Genomic DNA, 24,608 nt, shown 5'->3' with positions numbered 1-24,608 from the left:
AGCCACTCCTTTATGACGGAAACGCGAGAGATTTCACCGTGAGGGGAACAATCTCCCCTCCAAAATAACTTTTACCAATATCGATGTAGTCCCCTTCTCGGGTAGCAACTTCATCAATAACCGCAAGCGGTTGAGGTAAAAGCAACGGTTGTAACTCCATTCCGAGTGCTTTGCCTATATCATTATGAGAAATTATTAGTGCTGAATCGTTGTGATTACCATGTAAACGATAAAACTGCTCGAGTCCTTTGACAGCTTGGAGCACCGCGCGGTATTTAGTTGGCATGCTACTATCTAATGCAATAGCATATTGGTCCGTAGCAAGGGCAATATCCATCCGTTCAGCACAGATACATATTTCCTTGCTAACATCAAATTCTGGGTTGTTCCAATCAATCGTTGGGTGGATAACCGGAACATTCTTTATCGGTAAGCTTTCTAATTCGAGCCATATAGTTGAACCAGAAAGAGAAAGTGAATGTGCTCCTGCACCAATTACGGTTGCTCTCACTGTCTGTTTTGGTTCGACAAATGGCAATCTTTCAAACTCAGTGTGTCTTAGCATAGATCGAGCGAGCATCGGACCCATATCACCAAATTTCAGGTCATCAACGGGGTTCACCCGTTCTTGGAACAAGCACTTACCCACACCGCCACTGATATAAATGGAATCAATATCATCAAATTGCTTAAGCTCTGCCGTTTGTAATAGTCGAGCGGTAATTTGGGTGTTCTCGCCTCTTATTAACCCGAACAGAATATCGGCCATTTTGTTACTAATACGTTTAATATGGTCTTTCGTTAATGCGTTGGGACTGATCTGCTCCCCAAAGACTTCTTTTACCAACATGGCTCCAGCTTCGGATAGATAGGTCACTTGTCCCTGCTCTCCCAACTGAATGAGTCTGCCACCTATATTGATACACGCGGTATCGACTACTCGACCACAATCAAAAACAACAAAGTTGGCGGTGCCACCACCGATATCAATGTTCATAACACGGCGATGATTCGATTCAGACACCTGTTGAGCACCACTACCCCGACCAGCAATAATAGACTCTAAATGCGGACCCGCAGTGGCAACAACAAAGTCACCCATTTCTTGTGAAAGGTGGAGAAGAGAAGAACGTGCATTTTTCGCTTTCGCGGTTTCACCCGTGATAATAATCGCCCCGCTCTCAATGTCATCATGCGTGATGCCTGCAAGGGATACTTGTTCCTCTATAAACTGTTTGATTTTTTCGTTATCAATCACGCCATCAAAGTTGATTGGCGTAAATATGACGGGACTTTGATAGATTACTTTTCTATCAATGAACTCATAGACAGGCACTTGCGATGCTGGTGCACGGTTAACTAATGTTAATCGCGAGAATATGACTTGAGTTGTGGTGGTACCAACATCAATGCCTACGCTAGTGATTAACTTGGTATTCATACAATAACCTCACCAGAAATCGACCCGCTAACAACATCTTGCAGTAACGAAATGATCTGCTTTGCTGTCACTGTGCGGGGATTGCCGCCTAAGCAAATATCTTCTAATGCATCTTCAGCAAGCGACAGCATGGACTCGAGATGTATATCTACATGAGCTAACGACGTGGGTAGCCCTAGATCCTGAACGAGTTGGCTGACAGCTTTAATTGCCGCCCAGCAGCACTCTCTTTGAGTCATATTTTCTCTAGCCACACCTAAAGCGACGGCTAACTCTGCATATTCTGACTCACTGACAAGGGCATTAAATGCCATGACATAAGGTAGCAAAATGGCATTAGCCGTCCCATGAGGGATGTGAAACTGAGAGCCGATTTGATGTGATATTGCGTGGGTTAAGCCAAGACCCGCATTGCTGAAAGCAAGCCCCGCTTTGTAAGCAGCAACAGCCATGTCGTATCGATCATCCAAGTTATCACCACAACCAACGGCTCTACGTAACGAACGGGCGACAGCTTCCACTGCGTGATAGGCATAAGCTTTAGATAATGGGTTAGACCCTCTTGAAACATACGCTTCAATCGCATGCGTTAATGTATCTACACCCGTTGCCGCGGTCACTTCCGGTGGAACACCTAACATCAATGCGGGATCAATAATGGCTAAGTCAGGAACAAGTGCTGGTCCTTTAATAGGTAGTTTTACCCCAGTGGCAAGATCTTTAACCACCGTAATATCGGTGACTTCCGAGCCCGTACCAGCTGTTGTCGGAATAGCACCTAAGCCAACCCGACGAGATGCCAGTCCTCCGACCTTAAAATCACTGATACTGCCTGTATAATCGACCATAACAGCCACGGCTTTTGCTACGTCTAAAGCAGAGCCGCCACCAATACCAAGAACAAAGTCAGCATCAGCGGTTTTCATCTTTTGTATGCATTTGTTGATAATGTCTGAATCTGGTTCACCAACTACTCCGCTAAAAATAGTGTATTCAATTCCAGCAAAGGTCAGAGAATGCTGACAACCCTCAAGTAAACCAAGTTGATATACCATTTTATCTACAACGATAAACACTTTGGTTACACCTAACTCAATCAGCACATCACCAATTTGATTGACGCTATATCCACCCGTTAAAGTAATAGCAGGTGAACGGAAGAAAAAGCCTTTGTAGAGTTTCGACTGCTGAATACTATTAGTGACAACTTGGACTAATTCTTCACGAGAAAACGACATTGTCAGTTACTCCACAATTCTATGAATGACAGGATTTAAGCCATAATTTGCAATCGCGAGCGGTGTTAAATACAGAGCGTGCTCGAAGGTTACAATTTCCGTTTCTGGAAACGTGGCGCTAAAGATTTTGTTCACGCCGTTAACCAGAGTTCCACCACCCGTTAAGTACATATGAGAAGGTGTCTCTTCTTTAATATGATGCTTAACAATATCCGCCATTTTTTCGATTACAGGCCTTACAATGATGGCAATATCATTCTTTTCAAAGCTTGTTCTCTTCAAGCGTTCCGCTTCATCATCATCAACTTTTAGGCTACCTGCGATAACTAAAGAAACATGTCTACCACCACTAGGATCATCTAGCGAATAAAGCTGCTTCCCATTTTTGATTACCGCAGTACCTGTTGTTCCACCGCCAATATCGACTACCGCGCCATTTTCTATATTCAGTAGGTCTGCGACGCTTGACGGTTCGTCAATCACCTTCGTCACTTCAATACCCGCCGACTCAACCACGTTAATAGATATTCTTGGATCAGTACCCGGGGGATACGACGTAATCGCGCTCTCAACGGTAATAGATAACTTATCTTCAACTCGTTTTATTTGAGAACGCACAATCCGACACGCCCCCATATAATCAACAACTACGCCATCATTGACGACATTTGCCCAGTCTAAGAAGGCGGCGATTGGCGCACCTTCTCCATCAAGAACCACCGTTTGAATATCTGCGGTGCCAAGATCTACGCCTATGATCCAGTTTTCCGGCGTATCTGTTGGCGTATCATCATTAACAATATCGTTAATGACCGCGAGACGTTGAGTGACAATTTCTAGCTGGTTCATCGACTAAATAATCCTAAACGAATCAACCGCCGTACAACGACGTTTACGTGTAAAGGTCAACGAGTTAGTCACACCTTCACCGGTTGGAGTAGAGATGGTCATGGTTGTCCAGCCTTCTCCACCGGCACCAATTGCAGCAATACAAGGACCATTTTTAGCAAGAAGACTGCTGTCTATTTCATAAGCCATTCGCGTCAGCACATCGATATTTTTTGAATGAATTGCTGCGGTGTGATGATTGCCTGATTCAAGCTCTACTGCCCAATCAATGGCCTGATCTGCATTAGCGGCTTTAATTACAGGTAAAATTGGCATCATCTGTTCTGTGGTCGCAAAGACATTGTCTTTGGTGGCATGAAAGACGAGTAATCGAGTAGACTCTGGTATATCTAATCCGATGGTGGCGGCAATTTTACTTGCATCTCTCCCAACCCATTGAGGGTTTGCACTAGGCGAATCACCTGGATAACCTTTCAATACTTTTTTGGCGATTTCATCTGCTTGGCTAGCGCTAATTTCATACGCTCCATGCTGAGTCATCGCATGCATTAGATTGTCAGCAATAGCCTCTACTGCAATAATTTCTTTTTCACTTGCACACACGATATTGTTATCAAAAGACGCGCCTTCAACGATCGAGATTGCAGCACGATCAATATCGGCAGTCTCATCAACCACCACGGGAGGATTACCTGGACCCGCGGCAATTAAACGTTTATCCGTAATCTCTTTTGCGGCATCAACAACCGCATCACCACCAGTCACCACTAACAGCTTGATGCCAGGATAAGTAAAAAGTTTTCTCGCATTATCTAATGAAGGAACTTTTACCGTGGTGCATATATTAGGTGGGCCACCCGCTCGAACTGAGGCCTGATTAACCAACTGAATAGCACGTTGCGATACTTTTTTTGCTGCTGGATGCGGTGCAAATACAACAGAATTACCCGCGGCAATCATACTGATAGAGTTATTGATGACAGTACAAGTTGGATTTGTGCTTGGTGTTACCGATGCAATCACACCCCATGGAGCGTTCTCTATCAGACTCAATCCACTGTCACCTGACACCGCCTGAGGAGTAAGAATTTCGGTACCAGGTGTCCTTGAAGCAACGAGTAAATGTTTACGAATTTTATCTTCCACACGACCGAATCCAGTCTCTTCGACTGCCAATTCAGAAAGCTCTTTTGCATGTTTCTTTGTCATGCGACGAATTTCGGTGATGATATTATCTCGAACCGCTAAGCTGCGGATCTGTTTTTGCGCATCTCGAGCGGCAGCAACCGCATCATCTAACGACTCAAATACACCATGATCACTGCCCGTCGGTTGGTCGTCAGACTTTAGTTGAACAACAACCCGACGGACAATATCTTCAATTTCGCTCTGATCCATTCTATTTTCCCCTAATCCAGGTACTTATCAGCTTTTGTGGTATTGGACACTTTTATCTGATGTGATCTCATCAATAATTCCAACGACGCAAAGATCAATTGGCGAGTGCTCGCCACTTGTCCCGTAGGCCATTCGAGCTGAGCTTCCAGCAACAACTAACACCCATTCGCCTTCACCAGCACCAAGTTGATCCATAGCTACATGGACTTCACTCGTCGAATTACCTTTCTTATCAACAAACTCGACTAAACAGAGTTTGTCCGCTCTCATATCCGGGCTACGAATTGTAGCCACTACTTGCCCTACTACTTTTGCTACACGCATGTCTCCCCCTTGTCTTCTAACGCCTACCTAGCAAGGAGGCGACGCGCAACTTATTTTTTCAAAGAAATAGGGAACACATTCTCAAGATCTTGGTGAGGCCTTGGAATGACATGAACCGCAACGAGTTCGCCCAATTTTTGTGCAACGACAGCACCTGCGTCTGTAGCCGCTTTACAAGAAGCAACATCGCCACGTACCAACGCCGTTACATAACCGGAGCCTATTTGCTCATAACCAACCAACTCAACACGAGCCGCTTTTACCATCGCATCAGAAGCTTCGATTAAGGAGGTAAGCCCTTTTGTTTCTATAATGCCTAACGCATCCATTAGCATTTCCTCATAAATTCATTGTTTTTCGTAAAATAGTTTATTTTTTAGCTGCCGGTGTTGGTGCTGGCGCCTGAGTTATTGGGAAAATAGCTTCCAAATCACCATGTGGACGAGGAATAACGTGAACCGCTACGACTTCGCCTAGACGTTGCGCTGCTGCTGCACCTGCATCTGTTGCTGCTTTACAAGCCGCCACATCACCTCGCACCATTGCCGTTACTAAACCTGAGCCAATTTGCTTGTAGCCAACTAACTCAACACGTGCCGCTTTTACCATTGCATCAGATGCTTCGATAAGTGCGGTTAGACCTTTTGTTTCTATAATGCCTAGAGCTTCCATTTGAATTCTCCTAACGTTTATTCACATTAATTACATACATGACGTAAGTACTGATATATCGACGATATCGTCGGAACTGCAACCCCGAGACAGATCATGCATGGGTTTTGCTAACCCTTGCAACATCGGTCCCAGAGCAATATACCCCCCTAAACGCTGTGCAACTTTATAAGCAATGTTGCCAGCACTTAAAGAAGGGAAAATAAATACATTTGCCATTCCACCTAGTGGACTATTTGGCATTTTTTGGGCGGCGACTAAAGGCTCTATAGCGGCATCAAATTGAACTTCACCGTCAATGATGAGATTAGGGCAGCGTTGCCTAACTAATTCTGTTGCTTCAGAAATTTTACTTGCTGCGGGGTGTGAAGCACTACCTTTAGTAGAAAATGACAGCATCGCAACACGAGGTTCGATACCGGTTAATCGTTGAAAGTTATTAGCCGTATCAACTGCGATATCCGCAAGCTGTTCCGTTGTAGGTAAAGGAATAACTCCAGCATCAGCAAAGGCATGGGTCTTCGTACCATCGGGGGACAACATTAAGAAAAAACTCGATACTGTTTTGCTACCAGGAGCGACACCGATACCTCGAATTGCGCTGCGAATTACATCGCCAGTTGTCGACAAATTACCCGCTATACATATATCGGCATAACCTTGATCAACCATAAGTGCCGAAAACTGTAAGGGATTAGATACCTGCTTTCGAGCTTCATCTATCGTTATCGGTTTGCGTTGCTTATCGACGAATATTTGAACCATTTCATCAAAACAGCCCGCGGTTTCTGGTGCCAACGTTGTTAAACAAGGCATTGCTATGCCTGCCTTATAAGATCGGTCACGAAGCATAAACGGATTACCAAGAATAATTGGCTCAGCTAACCCATTTAACTTCAGTTCATTTGCAGCATGAAGAAGCCTCACATCGTCCGTATCGGGAAAGACGATTCTCTTAGGAGCTTGACGACATTTGTGTCTACATTGCTCTAGAATTTCCATGTTATTTCAATCTCTCTAAGACGCTTTCGTTACCATTCTTACATTGCCATACCAATATCATCACCACATAAACAGCACTGGATAGACGGTTTAGCCCCGCAACAATATCTTCCCTTTCCAAGCGCATACTTATATCAATAAATACTCGACTCGCTTGCAATTCTAGTTCTCGAATAGAGGCTCTCAATGTATTGAGCTTAGCGACATCCAAACCAAATCTTTCTTCCGGTAACATGTGGTCGTAGCCTAAATATTTTAATGGATTGTGTGACCACTTATGGATGATTTCAGAATCAATATCGCCAAAAGAAGGAAGAGATAGTGGTTCACCAGTAACCTCAGATTTCAATAGCTGTCCAAGGTAGGAGCGAATATCGGACATTGCATGAGTGATGAAGAGTGGTTGCTCTTGCAAAACACACTGCGCTTCAACACACAAACAAATAGTGGTATCTATCTTTCCTCTAAGCGCTATACGGGGATGATTTTTTGGTACAAGAACTTGGTCATCTAGATGCGTCATATATGACGGTTTGTCAGTGATATCACTTCCGCACGCCCAACAATCATTCTGTGGCTTTTGGTTATTTACTTTTAATGGGTGTACTTTTTCAATACCTGAACCGTCATGCTGAGGAACAAAGACTTCACCTTGTTCGTTCACATAACGAATCGTTATCTTACGCTCTGATAGTAATGCTGCAGCAGAAGGCGTAAAGCGAGATCCCTTTGAAAGATGCACTTCACTTCCATATGCTAAGCCAAACTCGGCTCGCAGAAAATCCTCAGTAATGAAGGTATTCATTACGCCACCTATTGCTCTGACCAGTCTGCAGGATATGCGACATAAACAAAACGAACATGCGTCGGTGTGCCAAATTCAATACTGCTTCCTTTCGGAATGAAAATAACATCACCAGGCTTACCTATCGTTGTGCCAGATGGCGTTTTGACATGCAATTCACCTTCAAGTACCACATCGACCTCATCGTAGTTGAGTGTCCAAGGAAAAAACGCTTTCTCCCATCCCATGTAACCAACACCTAACGTACTATTTTGTGCGGTTCCGATCACATCGGTTAACCCTATATTTTTACCTGGCGCACCATCAAATACATCAAGCTCTACCGAATTACCACGTACTAAAACAATACCATCATCATTGATCTGGCGTGGGCATGTCGGTGCTTTTACATTGAAATCTGCCATTGCTTTTTTGATCAATGACTCAATCAAGTCGCTTTCCACATTGCCACCGACTCTCGATTGAATTTCATCCTTAATTTTGTGTAATGTTTGTTGCTTAGGAGAGGGAGGAGTTAGTGATGAGTCCTTTTGTACAGTTATTTCATTCGGCTTCGTCGGTATAGCATTGGACCCCTCTTCGATTAGAGATATCCCGAATGTTTTCGCAACGTCATAGGCTTCCGGCGTAACAATAGTAAACCCTGCTTTTGTAGCGATCTCTTTTATACTTTTTGCATTAGCGTCGCGTACATCATTAGCAGTAATTAATTTTTTCATCAACTTCACCTTGACAGCCTTATTATATAAGGCTTTATTTATTTAAACTGCACAAAAAAATTCTTAATTTATTTACAGATTCTTCATCGAAAATAGATATATGAAAATAAGGACCTTCAATATCATTTCTTATCAAAAATCGCTCAGCTTTATCTACGTCAGCATTATCCATATCCACCTTACTGATAACACCAACAATACGTTTATTAGGGTAAACCCTTAATAAACCTTCAGGCACAGAAAATCTTTTTGCATTTGCTGGTTGCAAATAGACAATTGTATTTACTGACGAGATCGTTGACAGCAAAGGACCATTCCATGCTCGGTTATCTACATATTCACCTGGGGTATCTATCGCGCAACCAGAATAATAAATTGGCGTTTGTGTTTTCCTTTGGTTTCCTTGCGGATTAACCAAACGTGTAATCAATGCTGACTTGCCAGCATCGACTTCCCCGATTACGGCAAAATTAGTAGGTAATGTACTAGCACCTTCATGAAGGAGCTCACTCATGTGCGAGTTGCCTTGCAGGTTGTATAGCACAAATCACCAGCCAGAGTCCTCAGTACCTCTTCAAGAGCGACCTCCACTGACCCTACAGAGCCTGTAATGACAAGTGAACCTGAGAATCTATCTAAGAAACCTATGCCCACGTTTGCCGATTTGGTGGCGATATCACCAGCAATGATAGCTGTTTCACCCGGAGTCAACGTTAGTATCCCAATAGCTTCGTTATGGACAACTCCAATCCGTTCACAAAGTTCTTCTGTTGGGTTTGCAACCATATGCGCTAGCGTTATCTGCTTTCCGGGCACATATTCTTGTACAACCCTATCTATTGGGTCACCAAATTCATGGTTCATTTAAACCACTCACTATCTGTTTGTTTTTTTTACAATAACGCCAATCTTCTATATTAGATGTGATACTTATCTCAAATAATTATTTGTTATTATTTCGAAAGTTAAATTAAGAGATAGAAATCACAATAAGGAATAAGACTAGGCAATATAAAGAAAAATTAAGCTAATTTATGTAAAAATATTTCAACCCAACACTCATTTAATTCGAACAGTAAAATATATGTTTATACATCCCCATATAATACGTACTATTACATGAGCACATTGTATATTTGGAAAGGTCTACATCAACAAATCTATTAAATATATTTATTGATGTAGATCATTGTTATTCTGATTTCATTAACAATAGATTTAGAAGGAATAGGTAATTCCAATATTCGCGGTGGTAGAATCCGTAGAATCTAAGAGTGGGCTTTTTTCTATATCACCTTCTAGATTGGTGTACCTTACACCGCCCCGAACCATCACACTTCTGCTCAAGAAAACGTAACCACTAACACCGACGAAATACTGCCCGCTTCCGTTAATATCAAACTCACTTATATCCCCACCCGTCTTATCTGACTCTTGCTGTGAGACACCATATAAGTGTTGATTCATTTTGTTGTCATTGTATGAGTAACCTATGGCAGGAGTGATACCACCGCCGCTAAACCGGAGAGGAAATCGCCACGCTAACTCGCCATATAGTCCATTGTGCACACCAAGTATGTCTGCGCCTAACGCGGCTTCAAACAGCCCAACAGGTGTCAAATACTGATAACTAGCACCCGCTAAAACGGTGTCTTCTCTTTCATCGAGTAACCTCATATTGGCAATATCAGAATCACCCGGCTTAAAAGTCCTCGGGTCGTAAATCGCTCTTAGTATGAAGTTATGAGTCGACCCTCTCGGATTGAATCGATATCCCGCGTTAAACCCTCTAAAAAAAAAGTTCTCGCCTTCGTAACCAAGAATAGGAATGACGGTTTTATTGGTTGGTGTTCCTTTATAGACCTTAGGAGAATAGGCAGCACCAACACCAACTGACCATGGCGACGGACTAGCCATTGCAAAAGAACTATTTAGTGCAATTACACTCAATATTGCTATTTTATTAAAATTTCTCACGGCTCAACCTTATCATTAGAATCAACCTAGCATTTAAATGCTTGTTTATATCCGAATAACTTCATCTAACAACAAGCTTGCAAATCATAACTACTACCAATGCTACTGACCAGAAATTTTACATATTTTCTACTAGAAATAGACATCTAAAATGTGACTCATATAACCCATACTTTTGGGTTATCAATCAACACCATTATTCGAAAAAAGTATAAATAAATACATAATTGTTAAACATTATCTCAAAACAACGACTAGTCTTAGTTAATGAAGGATTACTATTTTGCTGTTGTCTGTTTGACGGTTTTGGAGGGGTAAAGCATGAGTATTTTTGACCATTATCAGGCGCGTTATGAAGCGGCCAAGGACGAGAAGCTTTCATTACAGGATTTTTTATCACTTTGTCAAAAAGATAAAAGTGCTTACGCGAATGCAGCCGAACGCCTTTTACTTGCGATAGGCGAACCAGAAGTTATTGATACCGCTCACGATCCACGATTGAGCCGCATTTTCTCTAATCGTGTCATTTCTCGATACAAAACCTTTGAGGACTTCTACGGTATGGAAGACGCGATTGAGCAGATCGTTTCTTACTTAAAGCATTCCGCTCAGGGTTTAGAAGAACGAAAACAAATTCTATATCTATTGGGACCCGTTGGTGGGGGTAAATCCTCATTGGCTGAAAAACTCAAAGCGCTAATGGAACAGTGCCCAATTTATATACTTGCCGCAAACGGAGTACGTAGCCCGGTTAACGACCATCCTTTCTGTTTATTTAATGCTGAAGAAGACGCCACATTACTAAAGAAAGACTACGGTATTGAAAAACGATACCTACGATCAATTATGTCACCATGGGCGGCGAAAAGACTGCACGAATTTGGTGGAGACATCAGTAAGTTCACCGTAATTAAATTACGTCCTTCTATTTTGGACCAAGTGGGTGTTGCAAAGACTGAGCCGGGTGATGAAAACAACCAAGATATCTCATCGCTGGTTGGTAAAGTCGATATCCGACAGTTGGAGCACTATTCACAAGATGACCCAGATGCGTACAGTTATTCAGGTGCACTTTGTAAAGCCAACCAAGGCTTAATGGAGTTTGTGGAAATGTTCAAAGCACCAATCAAGGTGTTGCACCCACTACTAACTGCAACACAAGAAGGAAACTACAATGGTACCGAGGGGCTTTCAGCACTACCCTTCGATGGCATGATACTCGCCCACTCCAACGAATCTGAATGGCAAACCTTTAGAAACAATAAGAATAATGAGGCGTTCCTAGATCGCGTTTATATTGTCAAAGTACCATATTGCTTAAGAGTTTCTGAAGAAATTAAAATCTACAAAAAACTGTTAGAACACAGTGAACTCTACAAAGCACCGTGTTCACCAAGTACCTTAGAAATGCTGGCGCAATTCAGTATCCTCTCTCGAGTTAAAGATCCAGAAAATTCATCTCTATTCTCCAAAATGCGGGTTTACGATGGTGAAACGCTCAAGGATACCGATCCAAAGGCAAAAAGTTATCAGGAGTATCGAGACTTTGCTGGTGTCGATGAAGGTATGTCAGGGTTATCGACACGCTTTGCATTTAAGATCCTGTCTCGAGTGTTTAACTTTGACCAAACAGAAGTCGCAGCCAATCCGGTACACCTCTTCTACGTCATAGAGCAACAAGTTGAACGCGAGCAATTCCCAGCGGAGTTAGCAGAAAAATACACAGAGTTTTTAAAAGGATATTTGGTACCTAAATATATTGAGTTCATCGGAAAAGAGATACAGACCGCTTATTTAGAGTCCTATTCAGAGTATGGCCAGAATATTTTTGACCGTTACGTCACTTATGCAGACTTTTGGATACAAGATCAGGAGTATCGCGACCCGGAAACCGGCCAATTATTTGACAGGTCAGCGCTTAACAGTGAGTTAGAAAAAATTGAAAAACCAGCAGGCATCAGCAACCCGAAAGATTTCCGTAACGAAATAGTGAATTTTGTATTGCGTGCCCGCGCCAGTAATAAAGGATCGAACCCAGTTTGGACCAGTTACGAAAAACTTCGCACTGTAATAGAAAAGAAAATGTTCTCTAATACAGAAGAGCTATTGCCCGTTATCTCGTTTAATGCAAAAACATCGACAGATGATCAGAAAAAACATGATGATTTTGTCGCTCGAATGATGGAGAAAGGTTACACCAAGAAACAAGTAAGATTGCTGTCTGAGTGGTATTTACGCGTTCGTAAATCCTCTTAATTACTTAGACCTTAACCAATGCCTATGTGTAGATTGACCATCGCTCGAGTGCATTTATTTCAAGTGAAAGGAGTGTTCTCGTCACATTGTATGCATTCATTGATGAGCGAATACTTACGCTATGGCGTTTACAAGGAGTAACTCATGGGGCAGTTTATCGATAGAAGGCTCAACGGTAAAAACAAAAGCACTGTCAATCGGCAAAGATTCTTGCGTCGTTATAAGGAGCGGATCAAAGAGTCAATAGCCGATGCGGTGAATCGCCGCTCCATTACAGATATTGAGAGTGGAGAGGATATTGCTATCCCTCATAAAGATATTAAAGAGCCGACCTTTCATCAGGGACAAGGCGGCAAACGAGAACGTATCCATCCGGGAAACGATCAGTTCATCAAGGGTGACAAAATGGAGCGCCCAAAAGGAGGTAACTCCGGTGGTGGTGCTGGAGAAGGTAATGCCAGTCCTGATGGTGAAGGTGAAGACGAATTCGTTTTCCAGATATCTAAGGATGAATATCTGGATTTATTGTTTGAAGACCTCGCGCTCCCTAATCTAGAAAAAAATCAGATAAATAAAATTATTGAATGGAAAACCTCCCGCGCTGGATACAAAACTTCCGGGGTTCCTTCTAATATTGCTATCGTCCGTTCTTTACAACAATCTCTTGCGCGCAGAACGGCCATGACAGCTGGCAAGCGACGTCTACTCAAAGAACTAGAGCTTGAGTTAGACCGAATTGGAAAACATGAACCCGCACAACCACTCGAAGAGTCACGAATCGAAGCAGAAATAGCAGAGCTTAGACGACGAATTTCAAGTGTCCCATTTATTGATAGTTTTGACCTGCGATTCAAAAATTTCGACAGACGACCGATCCCATCTAGCCAGGCCGTCATGTTCTGTATAATGGATGTTTCTGGTTCAATGGACCAGGCGACAAAAGATATCGCCAAGCGCTTTTATGTTTTGTTGTATATGTTCTTAACTCGAACCTATGAAAATGTAGAGGTGATATTTATTCGACATCATACCCAAGCAAAAGAGGTGGATGAACACGAATTCTTCTATTCGCAAGAGACTGGAGGCACTATCGTGTCCAGTGCTCTAAAGCTGATGGACAAGATCATTAAAGAACGATATCCACAAGGAGAATGGAATATTTATGCCGCGCAAGCGTCTGACGGAGACAACTGGGCGGATGATTCTCCAAAATGTAAGGAGCTATTGCGAGATAGCTTACTTCCTACCTGTCAATACTTTTCGTACATTGAAATTACTAAAAGGAGCCACCAAACTCTGTGGCATGAATATGAGAAGATTAAAGAAACATCGAATAACTTCGCGATGAAAAACATTCGCTCTGTGGAAGATATCTTCCCTGTATTTAGGGAGCTGTTTAAAAAAGAAACAGCTTAGGGAGTATTGCAATGATAAAAAAGAACAGCAGCAAAATGTTACCAGACGGACCAGATTGGACATTTGATATGCTTGAGGTGTATCACCAAGAGATAAAACGAGTCGCCGAGCACTACCGTTTAGATACTTACCCAAACCAAATTGAAGTGATTACTTCTGAACAGATGATGGATGCCTACTCAAGTATTGGTATGCCGATAAATTATCACCACTGGTCATTTGGTAAAAAATTCATCCAAACCGAACAAAATTATAAACATGGTCAGATGGGTTTAGCCTATGAGATAGTCATTAACTCTGACCCTTGTATCGCCTACCTGATGGAAGAAAACAGCGTCACTATGCAAGCGCTCGTCATGGCACATGCCTGCTACGGACATAACTCTTTTTTTAAAGGCAATTACCTATTTCAAACATGGACAGACGCCAGTTCCATTATTGATTACCTATTGTTCGCCAGAAACTATATAACCGAATGTGAAGAAAAGCACGGCGTTGATGAGGTAGAGAAAACACTTGATTCTTGTCATGCACTGATGAATTTTGGTGTAGACCGATACAAACGCCCGGAGAAAATTTCCATTGCAGAAGAAACCATTCGCCAAGAAGAGCGCGAGGCTTACTTGCAATCTCAGGTGAATGACCTTTGGCGTACTGTTCCAAAATCCAAAGATATATCAGAAGAAGAGAAGCGACGTTTCCCTTCTGAACCTCAAGAAAATTTACTCTATTTCATCGAAAAAAACGCACCTCTATTGGAATCGTGGCAACGAGAGGTCGTTCGTATAGTAAGGAAAATAAGCCAATATTTTTATCCACAAAAGCAAACACAAGTCATGAACGAAGGTTGGGCAACTTTCTGGCATTATACGATTTTAAATCACCTTTACGATGAAGGTCTTGTCTCCGACAAATTTATTCTTGAGTTCCTTCACAGCCACACCAACGTCATCGCACAACCCCCTTACAACAGTCAGTATTACAGCGGAATAAACCCATACGCGCTTGGTTTTGCGATGTTTCAAGATATCCGACGTATCTGCGAGTCCCCTACCGATGAAGATAAGGAGTGGTTCCCTGATCTGGCCGGTTCCAATTGGTTAGATTCGTTACACTTTGCAATGCACAACTTTAAAGACGAGAGTTTTATCAGCCAATATCTTTCTCCCAAAATGATTCGAGATTTCAAACTGTTTTCTGTTTTGGACGATGACAGACAAAATTTCATAGAGGTCAGTCATATTCATGATGATCCTGGTTACAGAAAAATAAGAGAAAAATTGGCGGCACAATATAATTTAAGCAATATAGAACCTAACATTCAGGTCTGGAATGTGGACGTAAGAGGCGATCGCTCGATGACGCTCCAATATATCCCTCATGATAGAGTCCCTCTAGCCGATGGGCACGATGAAGTATTGAAACATATGTATCGATTATGGGGATTTGATATTGTACTAGAAGAGTTAACCGAAACTGGCCGTAGAAACATAATTAGTGCGTGCCCGAATAAGGCTGAGTCTTGACAGAGTAAAATAGAATATTAATACCCGATGGCTTTTTCTAAAACTATCGGGTGTTAATAACTACATCTTAGCAACGATATCCCGCACCTTTTGTAAATCTTCTGGTGTATCCACACCAGCCGGTGGAGATTCGATTGCCACATCTACGTGAATTTTTTCACCGTACCAAAGTACTCGAAGCTGCTCTAAACTTTCAATTTTTTCTAGCACACTAGGTTGCCAGTTTATATAGGTATCAATAAACCCAGCTCGGTAAGCGTAGATGCCAATATGTCTTAGTAATGACTGTTTGATGGCTTTAGGATCTTTAGCAAAATTATCCCTATCCCAAGGAATGGACGCTCGGCTAAAATAGAGCGCAAATCCCTTGTCGTCTCTCACCACTTTTACTGCATTAGAATTAAATACTTCATCTTCGTCAGCAATTTCAACCGCTAACGTTGCCATAGGAGCAACGCTATTTTTAGCGAGATTTTCTGCAACTTGTCTAATAATACTTGGCGGAATCAGTGGCTCGTCACCTTGAACATTAACGATAATTTGATTTTTATTTATCCCCATCTTATCGACAACTTCTGCTAGACGCTCTGTACCCGATTCATGATTAGGAGAGGTCATGCACACTTGAGCACCAAACTCTCTCGCTTTGGCCTCGACACGTTCATCATCCGTAGCAATAATAACCTGTTCTGCTCCAGACTTTAGTGACTGTTCATAAACCCATTGGATCATCGGTTTACCACCAATATCGGCGAGCGGTTTACCGGGTAAACGACTTGATTGATACCGAGCCGGAATAACAACAGTAAATGACATTATCTACCCTCTTCTACTTCCATTGTGCGCGCTTCTGGTTCCAATAAAACTGGAATACCTTCTTTTATTGGATAAGCCAAACGATCAAATTTGCAAATTAATTCTTGATTTTCAGCATCATAAAACAGCTTACCTTTGCACACTGGGCAAGCAACAATCTCAAGCAGACGGTGATCCATACTCATTCCTAACATTCAATATTTTGTCTAGTATTTGCTTTTCTTCTTGCTGAGAGAAACTCGCGGTTACTGGTAGGTACCACCAATTCTCTTTCGCATACGAAGAACACTTAACTGCGTCTTTTTCGGTCATAATCATATTCAAGCCAAGTTGTTGCAGTTCAAACAACTCAGACTGCTTAAAATCTTGATGGTCAGTAAAACCCTGTGTTTTCACAATGTCGGCGCCAAGCGAATCGAGTGTTTTGAAAAAACGATTAGGATTGCCAATAGCAGCAAATGCAACCAATCTATCTAGCTCGCTTACCATTTTTTCTTCACCTGTTACCAAATTTTTAGCAAAACCCGGATAGAGCGTCATGGCGATTTCACCTTCGCGAGTCATCCCACCATTGTTCACTATAAAATCCACATTATTTAATCTATCAAGCCCTTCACGTAAGGGGCCAAGTGGTATAAATGACTCATTACCAAAACGACGTTGGCCATCAATAACGACAAATTCAATATCACGAGCCAATGCGTAATGTTGTAAACCATCGTCGGTAATGATGATGTCGACATCGCTATTAAGCAGAGCCTTCACAGCGTTTGAACGTACAGGGTCGACAACGACGGGAGCACCTGTGCGTTTAAATATCAGCTTTGGTTCATCACCACTTTCTTTGGTCGATGTTTTCTCATTGACAATAAGTGGATATTGACTGGTTTTGCCTCCATACCCGCGAGAAACTACAGCAGGCTTTAACCCTAATTCTTGTAGCTTTTCCACCAACCAGATTACAACCGGCGTTTTACCATTACCACCCGCGGTAATATTGCCAACCACTACAACGGGTAATGGCGCCCGATAGCTTTGAGCATTATTCTGAAGAAAACGGTCTCTACGGGAGCTTGCAACCCATTTAAAGATCTTACTTAGTGGCCATAGGAAGGGCCACAAAAGCAAGCCTAAAAAATGATTCTCAAACCATATCTTTTCAATCATGAAGGCTATTCGCCAAACTGTATACGATGAAGTTGTGCATAGGCACCATCTCGCGCTATTAATTCAGCATGTGACCCACGCTCTATGATCTCCCCTTCATCAACGACAAGAATCTGGTCTGCGCCCTCAATGGTGGATAATCGATGCGCAATCACCAGTACCGTTTTGTCCTTTTGCAGCTCATCTAATGCCGCCTGAATGGCTTTTTCAGATTCTGTATCCAAAGCTGATGTTGCTTCATCTAAGATCAGCACCGGTGCATCACGTAAAAGCGCTCTTGCAATCGCGATTCTCTGTCTCTGTCCTCCAGACAGACTAGCACCATTCTCGCCGATCACAGTATCTAAGCCGTCTTTCATTGTCTCGACAAAATCCATAGCGTGAGCGAGTTTGGCTGCCTTAACGATCTCTTCCCGGCTATATTCCGATTCTGCTGCGTAGGCAATATTGTTTGCAATGCTATCGTTGAACAGGTGTACATTTTGAGACACGAGAGCAAACTGAGAGCGTAGGTTCTTTAAGGTATAATCTTGGATCTCATACCCATCAAGTTTTATTGAACCGCTGTCCACATCATAAAAACGCGTAAACAGGTTTGCGATCGTGCTTTTCCCCGAACCTGAACGTCCAACTAGTGCAACAGTTTTACCCACCGGGATATCAAAGCTAACCTTATTTAGCGCCGGCTTGTCCTTGCTTTGATAGGTAAATGTTACGTTTTCTACCGCAATTTTTCCGTCCGCTCTATCAACACTATGCGTGCCTTTATCTTTCTCTGGTTCAAGATCCATTAAAGCGAAAAGGGTCTGACATGCTGCCATACCACGTTGAAACTGTGACGTAACGTTGGTCAACGCTTTTAAAGGCCTCATCATGCCAAACATAGCAGTAAATACGACACCAAACGTACCAGGTGTCAGTTCACTGCGAATAGAATCAATGCTCGCTAAGTAGAGTACGACCACAATAGCAAAAGAAGCAATTAGCTGAATAATCGGATTCGCCATAGCTTGTGCGGCAACTAGCTTCATGGTTTGTTGGCGCATAGAATTACTGACTTTATCAAAGCGCTGTTCTTCTATCGCTTGTCCGCCATAACTTAGTACTACCTTATGCCCTTTAAGCATCTGTTCGGAAGAGGTTGAAACGACACCCATTGCAGTCTGCATATTCTTAGATATCTTACGAAAACGTTTCGATACCACACCTATCGCCAACGCAACAACTGGAGCGACAACCAGTAATACAATAGAAAGCTGCCAGCTGTTCCAAAACATAAGGAAAAGCAAACCAATGATACTGACACCTTCGCGGACAATGCTGACAAGCGCTTTGCTGGTTGCTGCCGATACTTGTTCAGAGTCATAGGTAATACGAGATAGAAGGGCCCCCGTAGACTCACGATCAAAAAACGCAACGGGCATATGCATGAAATGGTTAAACAATTTGCGACGAATAGTCATCACAACATTGCCTGAGACCCAGCTCATACAATAATCAGACACAAAACCGCTGGATCCACGAATAACCATTACACCTAAAATAATAAACGGCAATACTTTTAGAAAATCAGACTCAGCATCACCAAAACCTTCATCAAGGAGAGGCTTTAACAATGAGATCATATAGGTATCAGAGACGGCGTTTATTGCTAACGCAAAAACAGCAACGATAAGACCAGACTTATAATTTCGAATATACGTCCACAAACGCTTAAACGTTTGTAGTGTCGTCTCATCATGGGTATCAACAGACATAGGAACACGTTATTTTTAAGTTAATTAACCTCTTATTCTACCCCCTTACGCAGTATCTGCCTATACCAAGTCAGTGATTGTCTACTTCGTTTAGTCATTATTTTCCAGCCTTCACGAGAAAACACTATTGATATCTGTCCGCTTTCTCCCGTATCCAGCCAAATTGCACCACGATCTATATATCGAGTCACCACTCTATTGTCGGGTAGGCCCCATTGATTGCCTTTAGCAACGGATGCCAATCCAACTTTTGCTCCAACTGCATCCAAAAAATAGTTGGTTGACGAGGTTTTACTGCCATGGTGAGGCACCAGTAAAATATCCGAGCGTATTCTTTCCTTTTGTTGGGCTAAGAGTAACTCCCCTACCGCTTCTATGTCCCCGGTGAGTAGTACGCTCGTTGTCCCATCGGTCACCTTAATCACACAAGAATGGGGGTTATAGGCTCTTTTAACTCTTTTAGGAGGCCAAACCACCGTGAGCGTTAAACCATTCCATTCCATCTCTGTTTTATCGATACAGGGTAAATAGCCATCGAGATGCTGGCTACTAAGCTTCTGCTTAGGTGAAAACTGCTTCTCAATATACTCTCGTCCACCAGCATGATCCGAATCAAAATGACTGATAGCCAGCAGATCTAGGCGGGTTACGCCTCGACGCCTCAACACTGGGGCAATAATCATTTCAGCAATACTACCCGTCTCCCACTTAGCACCCGTATCATACAAAAAATACCGATTACCTTTTTCTATCAGAACCGCTAAACCATGACCCACATCGAGAACAGAAACCTCCCAAATCGCTTTTGACTTAAACGTCATACTTTGGATAACAAAGAAAACCGTTATGAAGACCGCGATCTGATGCTCTCTTCTCATTAATGGTCGAATGCATATAAAAACCACTAAAGCCGTCAATGATACTAAAGCCATTCGATGGACATGTACCCAACTGTCCATCGCAAACGGAATACTCCAGTTAACCACGTCCAGTAATCTATCAACAATCTTCCACACATATGGCGCGACCGTTGGAATGGTAATTGAGGTCAAAAGTGCCACAAACAACAATGGAACAATAGCGAAGCTAAACAAGGGGACAAAAAAGAAGTTATAAACACTCGATGACAAACTAAAACCAGAAAAATAGTAACTTGTCACAGGCACCATGATCGCACTCAGCGCTAAAGGCATAAAAATCAGCACTTTAAACCAATCAGATTGAGAGGAAAACTTGACACTTATTACGACATAGATGCAAGCAACAGCGAAAAATGTAAGCCCAAAACTCACCGAAAGTATCGAAAAAGGATCAAATACCAACAATCCAGCCATAGTAAAAATAAGTATCTGCCAAGAACTGAAGTGCAACCTTTTATACGAGAACACCCCTAACATACAACACATAATTAAGGCGCGTACTGTCGGGACACTAAAACCTGCCAGCCATGAATAAATGGCGGAAAATAACAGTGCAATGATCAATGGAGCGCTGTACCAGTGCCGAAAAATCAACCTCACTAGAAATCCGACTTTCCAACCAATAAAGTATGCAATACCAATATGCAGCCCAGAAATAGCAACAAGGTGAATCAGGCCGCTTGCCTTAAGCTGTTGCCATTGTTCTGCGGATATATCATTGCGGTCACCAAAGCTCAACGCCAACAATATTGCTTTATTTGGTAGCGCTTCTATATGGCGTATAACGATTCGGTAGAATCTCAGCCTTAAGGAATGGGATGGTTCCATCATTTTCGCTGAACGAATATCAGTTAATTTTGCCTTGGCATGCCAACCTTGGCTGATATAATACTTCTCTTGGTCAAATCCGGCCTCGTTAAGCCGACCAATGACTGGTTTCACGCTAACCGCAAGCTCCCAGCGTTCGCCTAGATTGAATTCTACCTCTTCAGGTGCAATTAACTTGATCTTTGGTTGGAAATAATATGGCATTTTTTCACCATTAACTGACTCTAATCTAAGCAAGTATTCATTACCTCTCGTTATTTTCTTAAAAAAGCTGTCAACGCGAGCCGTTATAGTAGTATCATTTCCAAAGCGAAATACAGATTCAACCTTCACCTGAAATAGATGACTGTGAAGAGAAATCAAACTTAGTGCCAACAAAAAGCCTCTTGCCCAACCAAAGGCAGGCATCTGGTAACTGACTATAATGATGATAAGAAAAGCGACGACACTTTTAATGGCTAAAGGATATGGCCAATAAGGAAAAGTTAAAGTGGTCGCGATAAAAACGATAATATTCCAGTAGTAGCAATAGAGAGTCATTCGTCACAATGCCTAGAAAGTTCATACAGCGCTTTATGCCAGATCACGAATTAATTAAGCGTCAAAAGGCGCTCAAAATATTTGGCAATGTGCTTTATAATCCTAATTTATGGTGTCTAAACCGGCGTTCTGCATCCGGCGCATTCGCTTTGGGTTTATTTATGGCTTTTGTTCCATTACCAAGCCAGATGATCATGTCAGCTGGAATGGCCATCATGTTAGGCGTCAACCTACCGCTATCTGTCGCTCTAGTTTGGGTGAGCAACCCAATCACTATGCCGATCATGTTTTACTTTTGTTATAAGGTAGGCGCGCACATCTTGCATATCCCTTCTCAAGGGTTCCACTTCGAACTTTCTTGGGATTTTCTAATAAACCAAATGAGTACCATAGGCCCGCCCTTTCTTTTAGGTTGCTTGGTTTGTGGCTTATTAGCCGCATCCGTAGGGTATTTTGGTATTCGAGGTTTATGGCGATACTCAGTCGTTAGAAGTTGGCAGCAGAGAAAATCAAGATAACCGTTCGTACGTAAAACATCCCTACTTAACGTTGACCTTTCGACGCAGGTGTCATTATATTTTGCAAACCACATGCTAGCCGAAATAAAATAGAGATGCCCATCTCAAGCAAACAAGACGGTTTGTTTAAAGACGTCTATGACGTCGTTATTTTCTAAAGTATATCCGTATGACGTGTCGTTTCCATTCTTTATGGCGATGACGTAATTACGCAGGGGAGATGAAGTCACTCTTAAGAGTGACTTCATTGAAATGATGGTTATTCATACAAAAGATTAGGCATGATTTTTTATTTTACAGCGGTCCTATTTAGAGCTCAGCACTCTTGCTGGGTTCATTTGGCTCGCTTTTGTCGCGGGGTACCATGTTGCCAATAAACTAAGAATAATAGCGGTACCAGAAACAATCAATACGTCCATGCTTTCAACCTGAGAAGGCAAAAAATCAACGAAATAGATATCACCAGAGAGAAACTGATGACCTAATACAGTTTCCAGCCCCTTTATCAAAGAGGTTAGGTTTAGCGCCGCAACTACCCCTACTACACTGCCAACAATACTTCCCAAAACACCAGACAAAACCCCAAGCCAAACAAAGATTCGGCGAACCAATCCATCTGATGCCCCCATTGTTCGCAAAATTGCGATCTCTGATGCTCTTTCCTTCACTGCCATCATCAAGGTGGACACAATATTAAAGCAGGCAACGCCTATCACGAGCACCATAACCAAATACATAATGGTGCGTACTAACTGGATATCTCTGTAGAGATATCCGTATTTCTGCTTCCAACTCTTAAGATAGACGTAGCTTTCTAATTGATTGCCGATTTGCCTAACATACAATGGCGCATTAAACACATCGGTCGTTCTAATAGAAACCCCTGTTACCGCCTCACCTAATCTTGCATATTCTTGCGCATCTTTGAGTGGAATAAGCGCTAAAGCGTGGTCAATCTGCCCACCAAGCGTCAACAGACCCGCCACCTTCACTCTCACTCGTCTTGGGGCTTGTACTTTATTAATCGATGCATTTAATACAGGAATCAACAAGGTAACCGAGTCACCTTTCTTTAAACCAAGGTTATCCGCGATTCCTTTCCCTAAGACCACTTGTTTCTCGCCTGCTCGAAACCCTGCCCATACGTCTGCAGGAATAAAATCCGTCAGATTTGAGACCGCAGACTCTAACTTCGGGTCGACACCACGAACCTCAATGGCTTTAATATTCTGACCTCGTTCGGCCAAAGCGGTAAAACGAACGTAAGGTGCCGCCGCACTCACTTTCTCATGCGCGTTGGCTTGTTCCATCACCTTCCGCCATTCTACGATTTCACCCTTTACACCTTCAAACTCACCATGAGCGACAACGGACAGAACGCGATTCTTTAACTCTCGTTCAAAGCCATTCATTGCGGAAAGACCAATAATAATGACCGCAACACCAACAGCAATACCAATGGTTGAAGAGACAGAAATAAAGGAGACCATTTTGTTTCGTTGCTTACCACCACTAAAACGACGACCAATAAAGAAAGAAAGTGAACGAAACAAGTTACACCTCCGCCGACAATTCTACAGGGTGATTATTAAGCAACAGGCCATCTTGCATATTCAATTTTCTATCCATTTTACTCGCTAACTCACCGTCGTGAGTGACAACTAAGAATGCGGTTCCCGACTCTTGGTTAAGCTGGCGCATCAAGTCATAAATTGCCACTGCGGTTTTATAATCGAGGTTACCTGTAGGTTCATCCGCCAATACCAAATCGGGTTTATTAACCAACGCCCTTGCAATCGCAACACGTTGTCGTTCCCCACCAGAAAGCTCGGACGGTCGATGTTGAAGCCGATGAGACAAACCAACTTTATCTAATAATTCGGCCGCTTTACCTTTGGCAACGTCTGCCTTTTCACCCCCGATTAATAACGGCATTGCCACATTCTCAAGCGCTGAAAAATCAGATAGAAGATGATGAAATTGGTATACAAAACCAATATGTCGATTACGTATCTTTGCCTGTTTATTTGCGCTCAAGCCTGCCAAGTTGTGACTTAAAAATTCCACTGAACCTTGAGTCGCATCATCAAGTGCCCCCAATATATGCAGAAGTGTGCTTTTTCCAGATCCTGACGTGCCGATGATGGAAACTAACTCTCCCTTCTGCATAGAGAAACTTACCCCTTTCAGGACTTCAGTCTCCATCGATCCTTCACGATAGGTTTTGCTAATTGACTCACATTTTAAAAGATAATTCACATCTGATTCAGGCATAGTTGATCCAGTTAAAACAACACGTTACGAAATATAATAGCACGGGCAGATAATTAATCACTTTAATAGCATGAGTGCACGTATAGAAGAATGTCTAGTGTAAGCCAAACGGACCAAGTGTGAAAGACGATAGCAACTTCCAACTATCAATATTCACCATCAAAT

At 42.5% G+C, this 24,608-nt stretch carries 24 protein-coding genes; 4 read left to right on the top strand and 20 right to left on the bottom strand.

Annotated features, from left to right (window positions below; genetic code table 11):
• Positions 1-10: 10 nt before the first annotated feature.
• The 13 genes from IUZ65_RS06190 to IUZ65_RS06130 all read right to left on the bottom strand — a co-directional run bounded on the left by IUZ65_RS06190 (position 11) and on the right by IUZ65_RS06130 (position 10,365).
• Positions 11-1,441, bottom strand: coding sequence for an ethanolamine ammonia-lyase reactivating factor EutA (locus IUZ65_RS06190; RefSeq protein ID WP_195702914.1), 1,431 nt, complete (start codon positions 1,439-1,441; stop codon positions 11-13).
• Positions 1,438-2,679 carry an iron-containing alcohol dehydrogenase family protein gene (locus tag IUZ65_RS06185; protein ID WP_195702913.1) on the bottom strand — a complete coding sequence of 414 codons (1,242 nt, stop codon included), beginning with the start codon at positions 2,677-2,679 and terminating at the stop codon, positions 1,438-1,440. Before IUZ65_RS06185 ends, IUZ65_RS06190 begins: the two co-directional genes overlap by 4 nt.
• 6 nt (positions 2,680-2,685) lie before the next feature.
• Complete coding sequence (eutJ, locus tag IUZ65_RS06180; protein WP_195702912.1) at positions 2,686-3,528, bottom strand: ethanolamine utilization protein EutJ; 843 nt, start codon at positions 3,526-3,528, stop codon at positions 2,686-2,688.
• A 3-nt stretch (positions 3,529-3,531) separates the two neighbouring features.
• Positions 3,532-4,926, bottom strand: coding sequence for an aldehyde dehydrogenase family protein (locus IUZ65_RS06175; RefSeq protein WP_195702911.1), 1,395 nt, complete (start codon positions 4,924-4,926; stop codon positions 3,532-3,534).
• Between the two features lie 27 nt (positions 4,927-4,953).
• On the bottom strand, positions 4,954-5,250 hold the full coding sequence (locus tag IUZ65_RS06170; RefSeq protein ID WP_195702910.1) for a EutN/CcmL family microcompartment protein: 297 nt from the start codon (positions 5,248-5,250) through the stop codon (positions 4,954-4,956).
• A gap of 50 nt (positions 5,251-5,300) precedes the next feature.
• Positions 5,301-5,579, bottom strand: coding sequence for an ethanolamine utilization microcompartment protein EutM (gene eutM / locus IUZ65_RS06165; protein ID WP_229637994.1), 279 nt, complete (start codon positions 5,577-5,579; stop codon positions 5,301-5,303).
• A gap of 40 nt (positions 5,580-5,619) precedes the next feature.
• Complete coding sequence (gene eutM / locus IUZ65_RS06160; RefSeq protein ID WP_331275673.1) at positions 5,620-5,928, bottom strand: ethanolamine utilization microcompartment protein EutM; 309 nt, start codon at positions 5,926-5,928, stop codon at positions 5,620-5,622.
• Between the two features lie 24 nt (positions 5,929-5,952).
• Positions 5,953-6,924, bottom strand: a complete 972-nt coding sequence (gene pta / locus IUZ65_RS06155; protein WP_195702907.1) for a phosphate acetyltransferase — start codon at positions 6,922-6,924, stop codon at positions 5,953-5,955.
• A gap of 1 nt (position 6,925) precedes the next feature.
• Positions 6,926-7,729 (bottom strand): ethanolamine utilization cob(I)yrinic acid a,c-diamide adenosyltransferase EutT, encoded by an 804-nt coding sequence (eutT, locus tag IUZ65_RS06150; protein WP_195702906.1) that lies wholly within the window; start codon positions 7,727-7,729, stop codon positions 6,926-6,928.
• Between the two features lie 8 nt (positions 7,730-7,737).
• The gene (gene eutQ / locus IUZ65_RS06145) at positions 7,738-8,448 is read right to left on the bottom strand and encodes an ethanolamine utilization acetate kinase EutQ (protein WP_195702905.1); all 711 of its coding nucleotides are present in this window, start codon (positions 8,446-8,448) and stop codon (positions 7,738-7,740) included.
• 34 nt (positions 8,449-8,482) lie between these two features.
• Complete coding sequence (locus tag IUZ65_RS06140; protein WP_195702904.1) at positions 8,483-8,962, bottom strand: EutP/PduV family microcompartment system protein; 480 nt, start codon at positions 8,960-8,962, stop codon at positions 8,483-8,485.
• Positions 8,959-9,312 carry an ethanolamine utilization microcompartment protein EutS gene (eutS, locus tag IUZ65_RS06135; RefSeq protein ID WP_195702903.1) on the bottom strand — a complete coding sequence of 118 codons (354 nt, stop codon included), beginning with the start codon at positions 9,310-9,312 and terminating at the stop codon, positions 8,959-8,961. Before eutS ends, IUZ65_RS06140 begins: the two co-directional genes overlap by 4 nt.
• Positions 9,313-9,666: 354 nt before the next feature.
• A complete protein-coding gene (locus IUZ65_RS06130; RefSeq protein WP_195705018.1) occupies positions 9,667-10,365 on the bottom strand; it encodes a MipA/OmpV family protein in 699 nt (232 codons plus the stop codon).
• A 381-nt stretch (positions 10,366-10,746) separates the two neighbouring features.
• Between IUZ65_RS06130 and IUZ65_RS06125 the strand changes: the two genes are divergently transcribed.
• The 3 genes from IUZ65_RS06125 to IUZ65_RS06115 all read left to right on the top strand — a co-directional run bounded on the left by IUZ65_RS06125 (position 10,747) and on the right by IUZ65_RS06115 (position 15,623).
• Positions 10,747-12,681, top strand: a complete 1,935-nt coding sequence (locus tag IUZ65_RS06125; protein ID WP_195702902.1) for a PrkA family serine protein kinase — start codon at positions 10,747-10,749, stop codon at positions 12,679-12,681.
• A 144-nt stretch (positions 12,682-12,825) separates the two neighbouring features.
• Positions 12,826-14,097 carry a YeaH/YhbH family protein gene (locus tag IUZ65_RS06120; protein ID WP_195702901.1) on the top strand — a complete coding sequence of 424 codons (1,272 nt, stop codon included), beginning with the start codon at positions 12,826-12,828 and terminating at the stop codon, positions 14,095-14,097.
• An 11-nt stretch (positions 14,098-14,108) separates the two neighbouring features.
• On the top strand, positions 14,109-15,623 hold the full coding sequence (locus IUZ65_RS06115) for a SpoVR family protein (RefSeq protein WP_195702900.1): 1,515 nt from the start codon (positions 14,109-14,111) through the stop codon (positions 15,621-15,623).
• Positions 15,624-15,683: 60 nt separating this feature from the next.
• On the opposite strand, the gene kdsB is transcribed toward IUZ65_RS06115, so the two are convergent.
• From kdsB to IUZ65_RS06090, 5 genes are read right to left on the bottom strand one after another with little or no spacing between them, the layout of a single operon-like run.
• Positions 15,684-16,439: a 3-deoxy-manno-octulosonate cytidylyltransferase gene (gene kdsB, locus IUZ65_RS06110; protein WP_195702899.1), complete on the bottom strand. Its 756-nt coding sequence runs from the start codon at positions 16,437-16,439 to the stop codon at positions 15,684-15,686.
• Positions 16,439-16,618, bottom strand: coding sequence for a Trm112 family protein (locus tag IUZ65_RS06105; protein WP_195702898.1), 180 nt, complete (start codon positions 16,616-16,618; stop codon positions 16,439-16,441). Before IUZ65_RS06105 ends, kdsB begins: the two co-directional genes overlap by 1 nt.
• A complete protein-coding gene (gene lpxK, locus IUZ65_RS06100; RefSeq protein ID WP_195702897.1) occupies positions 16,599-17,606 on the bottom strand; it encodes a tetraacyldisaccharide 4'-kinase in 1,008 nt (335 codons plus the stop codon). The genes IUZ65_RS06105 and lpxK overlap by 20 nt, the downstream gene beginning before the upstream one ends.
• A 5-nt stretch (positions 17,607-17,611) precedes the next feature.
• Positions 17,612-19,363, bottom strand: coding sequence for a lipid A ABC transporter ATP-binding protein/permease MsbA (gene msbA / locus IUZ65_RS06095; RefSeq protein ID WP_195702896.1), 1,752 nt, complete (start codon positions 19,361-19,363; stop codon positions 17,612-17,614).
• Positions 19,364-19,395: 32 nt separating this feature from the next.
• Positions 19,396-21,651 (bottom strand): DNA internalization-related competence protein ComEC/Rec2, encoded by a 2,256-nt coding sequence (locus IUZ65_RS06090; RefSeq protein ID WP_195702895.1) that lies wholly within the window; start codon positions 21,649-21,651, stop codon positions 19,396-19,398.
• A gap of 8 nt (positions 21,652-21,659) precedes the next feature.
• Between IUZ65_RS06090 and IUZ65_RS06085 the strand changes: the two genes are divergently transcribed.
• Positions 21,660-22,169, top strand: coding sequence for a DUF2062 domain-containing protein (locus tag IUZ65_RS06085; protein WP_195702894.1), 510 nt, complete (start codon positions 21,660-21,662; stop codon positions 22,167-22,169).
• A 305-nt stretch (positions 22,170-22,474) separates the two neighbouring features.
• On the opposite strand, the gene lolE is transcribed toward IUZ65_RS06085, so the two are convergent.
• Together lolE and lolD are read right to left on the bottom strand one after the other, a co-directional pair.
• On the bottom strand, positions 22,475-23,722 hold the full coding sequence (gene lolE, locus IUZ65_RS06080) for a lipoprotein-releasing ABC transporter permease subunit LolE (RefSeq protein ID WP_195702893.1): 1,248 nt from the start codon (positions 23,720-23,722) through the stop codon (positions 22,475-22,477).
• Between the two features lies 1 nt (position 23,723).
• Positions 23,724-24,443 (bottom strand): lipoprotein-releasing ABC transporter ATP-binding protein LolD, encoded by a 720-nt coding sequence (lolD, locus tag IUZ65_RS06075; protein ID WP_229637993.1) that lies wholly within the window; start codon positions 24,441-24,443, stop codon positions 23,724-23,726.
• Positions 24,444-24,608 lie beyond the last annotated feature (165 nt).

This window comes from Vibrio sp. VB16 (assembly GCF_015594925.2).
Lineage (GTDB): Bacteria > Pseudomonadota > Gammaproteobacteria > Enterobacterales > Vibrionaceae > Vibrio.
This window is presented reverse-complemented; position numbering and strand designations above follow the sequence as displayed.

Bases quoted from the DNA above. Each gene is read 5' to 3' on its own strand.
- IUZ65_RS06170 (WP_195702910.1), bottom strand. From the start codon at position 5,250: ATGCGTGTAGCAAAAGTAGTAGGGCAAGTAGTGGCTACAATTCGTAGC.
- IUZ65_RS06175 (WP_195702911.1), bottom strand. From the start codon at position 4,926: ATGGATCAGAGCGAAATTGAAGATATTGTCCGTCGGGTTGTTGTTCAA.
- IUZ65_RS06120 (WP_195702901.1), top strand. From the start codon at position 12,826: ATGGGGCAGTTTATCGATAGAAGGCTCAACGGTAAAAACAAAAGCACT.
- eutJ (WP_195702912.1), bottom strand. From the start codon at position 3,528: ATGAACCAGCTAGAAATTGTCACTCAACGTCTCGCGGTCATTAACGAT.
- IUZ65_RS06125 (WP_195702902.1), top strand. From the start codon at position 10,747: ATGAGTATTTTTGACCATTATCAGGCGCGTTATGAAGCGGCCAAGGAC.
- IUZ65_RS06185 (WP_195702913.1), bottom strand. From the start codon at position 2,679: ATGTCGTTTTCTCGTGAAGAATTAGTCCAAGTTGTCACTAATAGTATT.
- IUZ65_RS06105 (WP_195702898.1), bottom strand. From the start codon at position 16,618: ATGGATCACCGTCTGCTTGAGATTGTTGCTTGCCCAGTGTGCAAAGGT.
- eutQ (WP_195702905.1), bottom strand. From the start codon at position 8,448: ATGAAAAAATTAATTACTGCTAATGATGTACGCGACGCTAATGCAAAA.
- pta (WP_195702907.1), bottom strand. From the start codon at position 6,924: ATGGAAATTCTAGAGCAATGTAGACACAAATGTCGTCAAGCTCCTAAG.
- lolD (WP_229637993.1), bottom strand. From the start codon at position 24,443: ATGCCTGAATCAGATGTGAATTATCTTTTAAAATGTGAGTCAATTAGC.
- msbA (WP_195702896.1), bottom strand. From the start codon at position 19,363: ATGTCTGTTGATACCCATGATGAGACGACACTACAAACGTTTAAGCGT.
- IUZ65_RS06190 (WP_195702914.1), bottom strand. From the start codon at position 1,441: ATGAATACCAAGTTAATCACTAGCGTAGGCATTGATGTTGGTACCACC.
- IUZ65_RS06085 (WP_195702894.1), top strand. From the start codon at position 21,660: ATGCCTAGAAAGTTCATACAGCGCTTTATGCCAGATCACGAATTAATT.
- eutT (WP_195702906.1), bottom strand. From the start codon at position 7,729: ATGAATACCTTCATTACTGAGGATTTTCTGCGAGCCGAGTTTGGCTTA.
- IUZ65_RS06090 (WP_195702895.1), bottom strand. From the start codon at position 21,651: ATGACTCTCTATTGCTACTACTGGAATATTATCGTTTTTATCGCGACC.
- lpxK (WP_195702897.1), bottom strand. From the start codon at position 17,606: ATGATTGAAAAGATATGGTTTGAGAATCATTTTTTAGGCTTGCTTTTG.
- IUZ65_RS06130 (WP_195705018.1), bottom strand. From the start codon at position 10,365: ATGGCTAGTCCGTCGCCATGGTCAGTTGGTGTTGGTGCTGCCTATTCT.
- IUZ65_RS06140 (WP_195702904.1), bottom strand. From the start codon at position 8,962: ATGAGTGAGCTCCTTCATGAAGGTGCTAGTACATTACCTACTAATTTT.
- IUZ65_RS06115 (WP_195702900.1), top strand. From the start codon at position 14,109: ATGATAAAAAAGAACAGCAGCAAAATGTTACCAGACGGACCAGATTGG.
- eutM (WP_229637994.1), bottom strand. From the start codon at position 5,579: ATGGATGCGTTAGGCATTATAGAAACAAAAGGGCTTACCTCCTTAATC.
- kdsB (WP_195702899.1), bottom strand. From the start codon at position 16,439: ATGTCATTTACTGTTGTTATTCCGGCTCGGTATCAATCAAGTCGTTTA.
- eutS (WP_195702903.1), bottom strand. From the start codon at position 9,312: ATGAACCATGAATTTGGTGACCCAATAGATAGGGTTGTACAAGAATAT.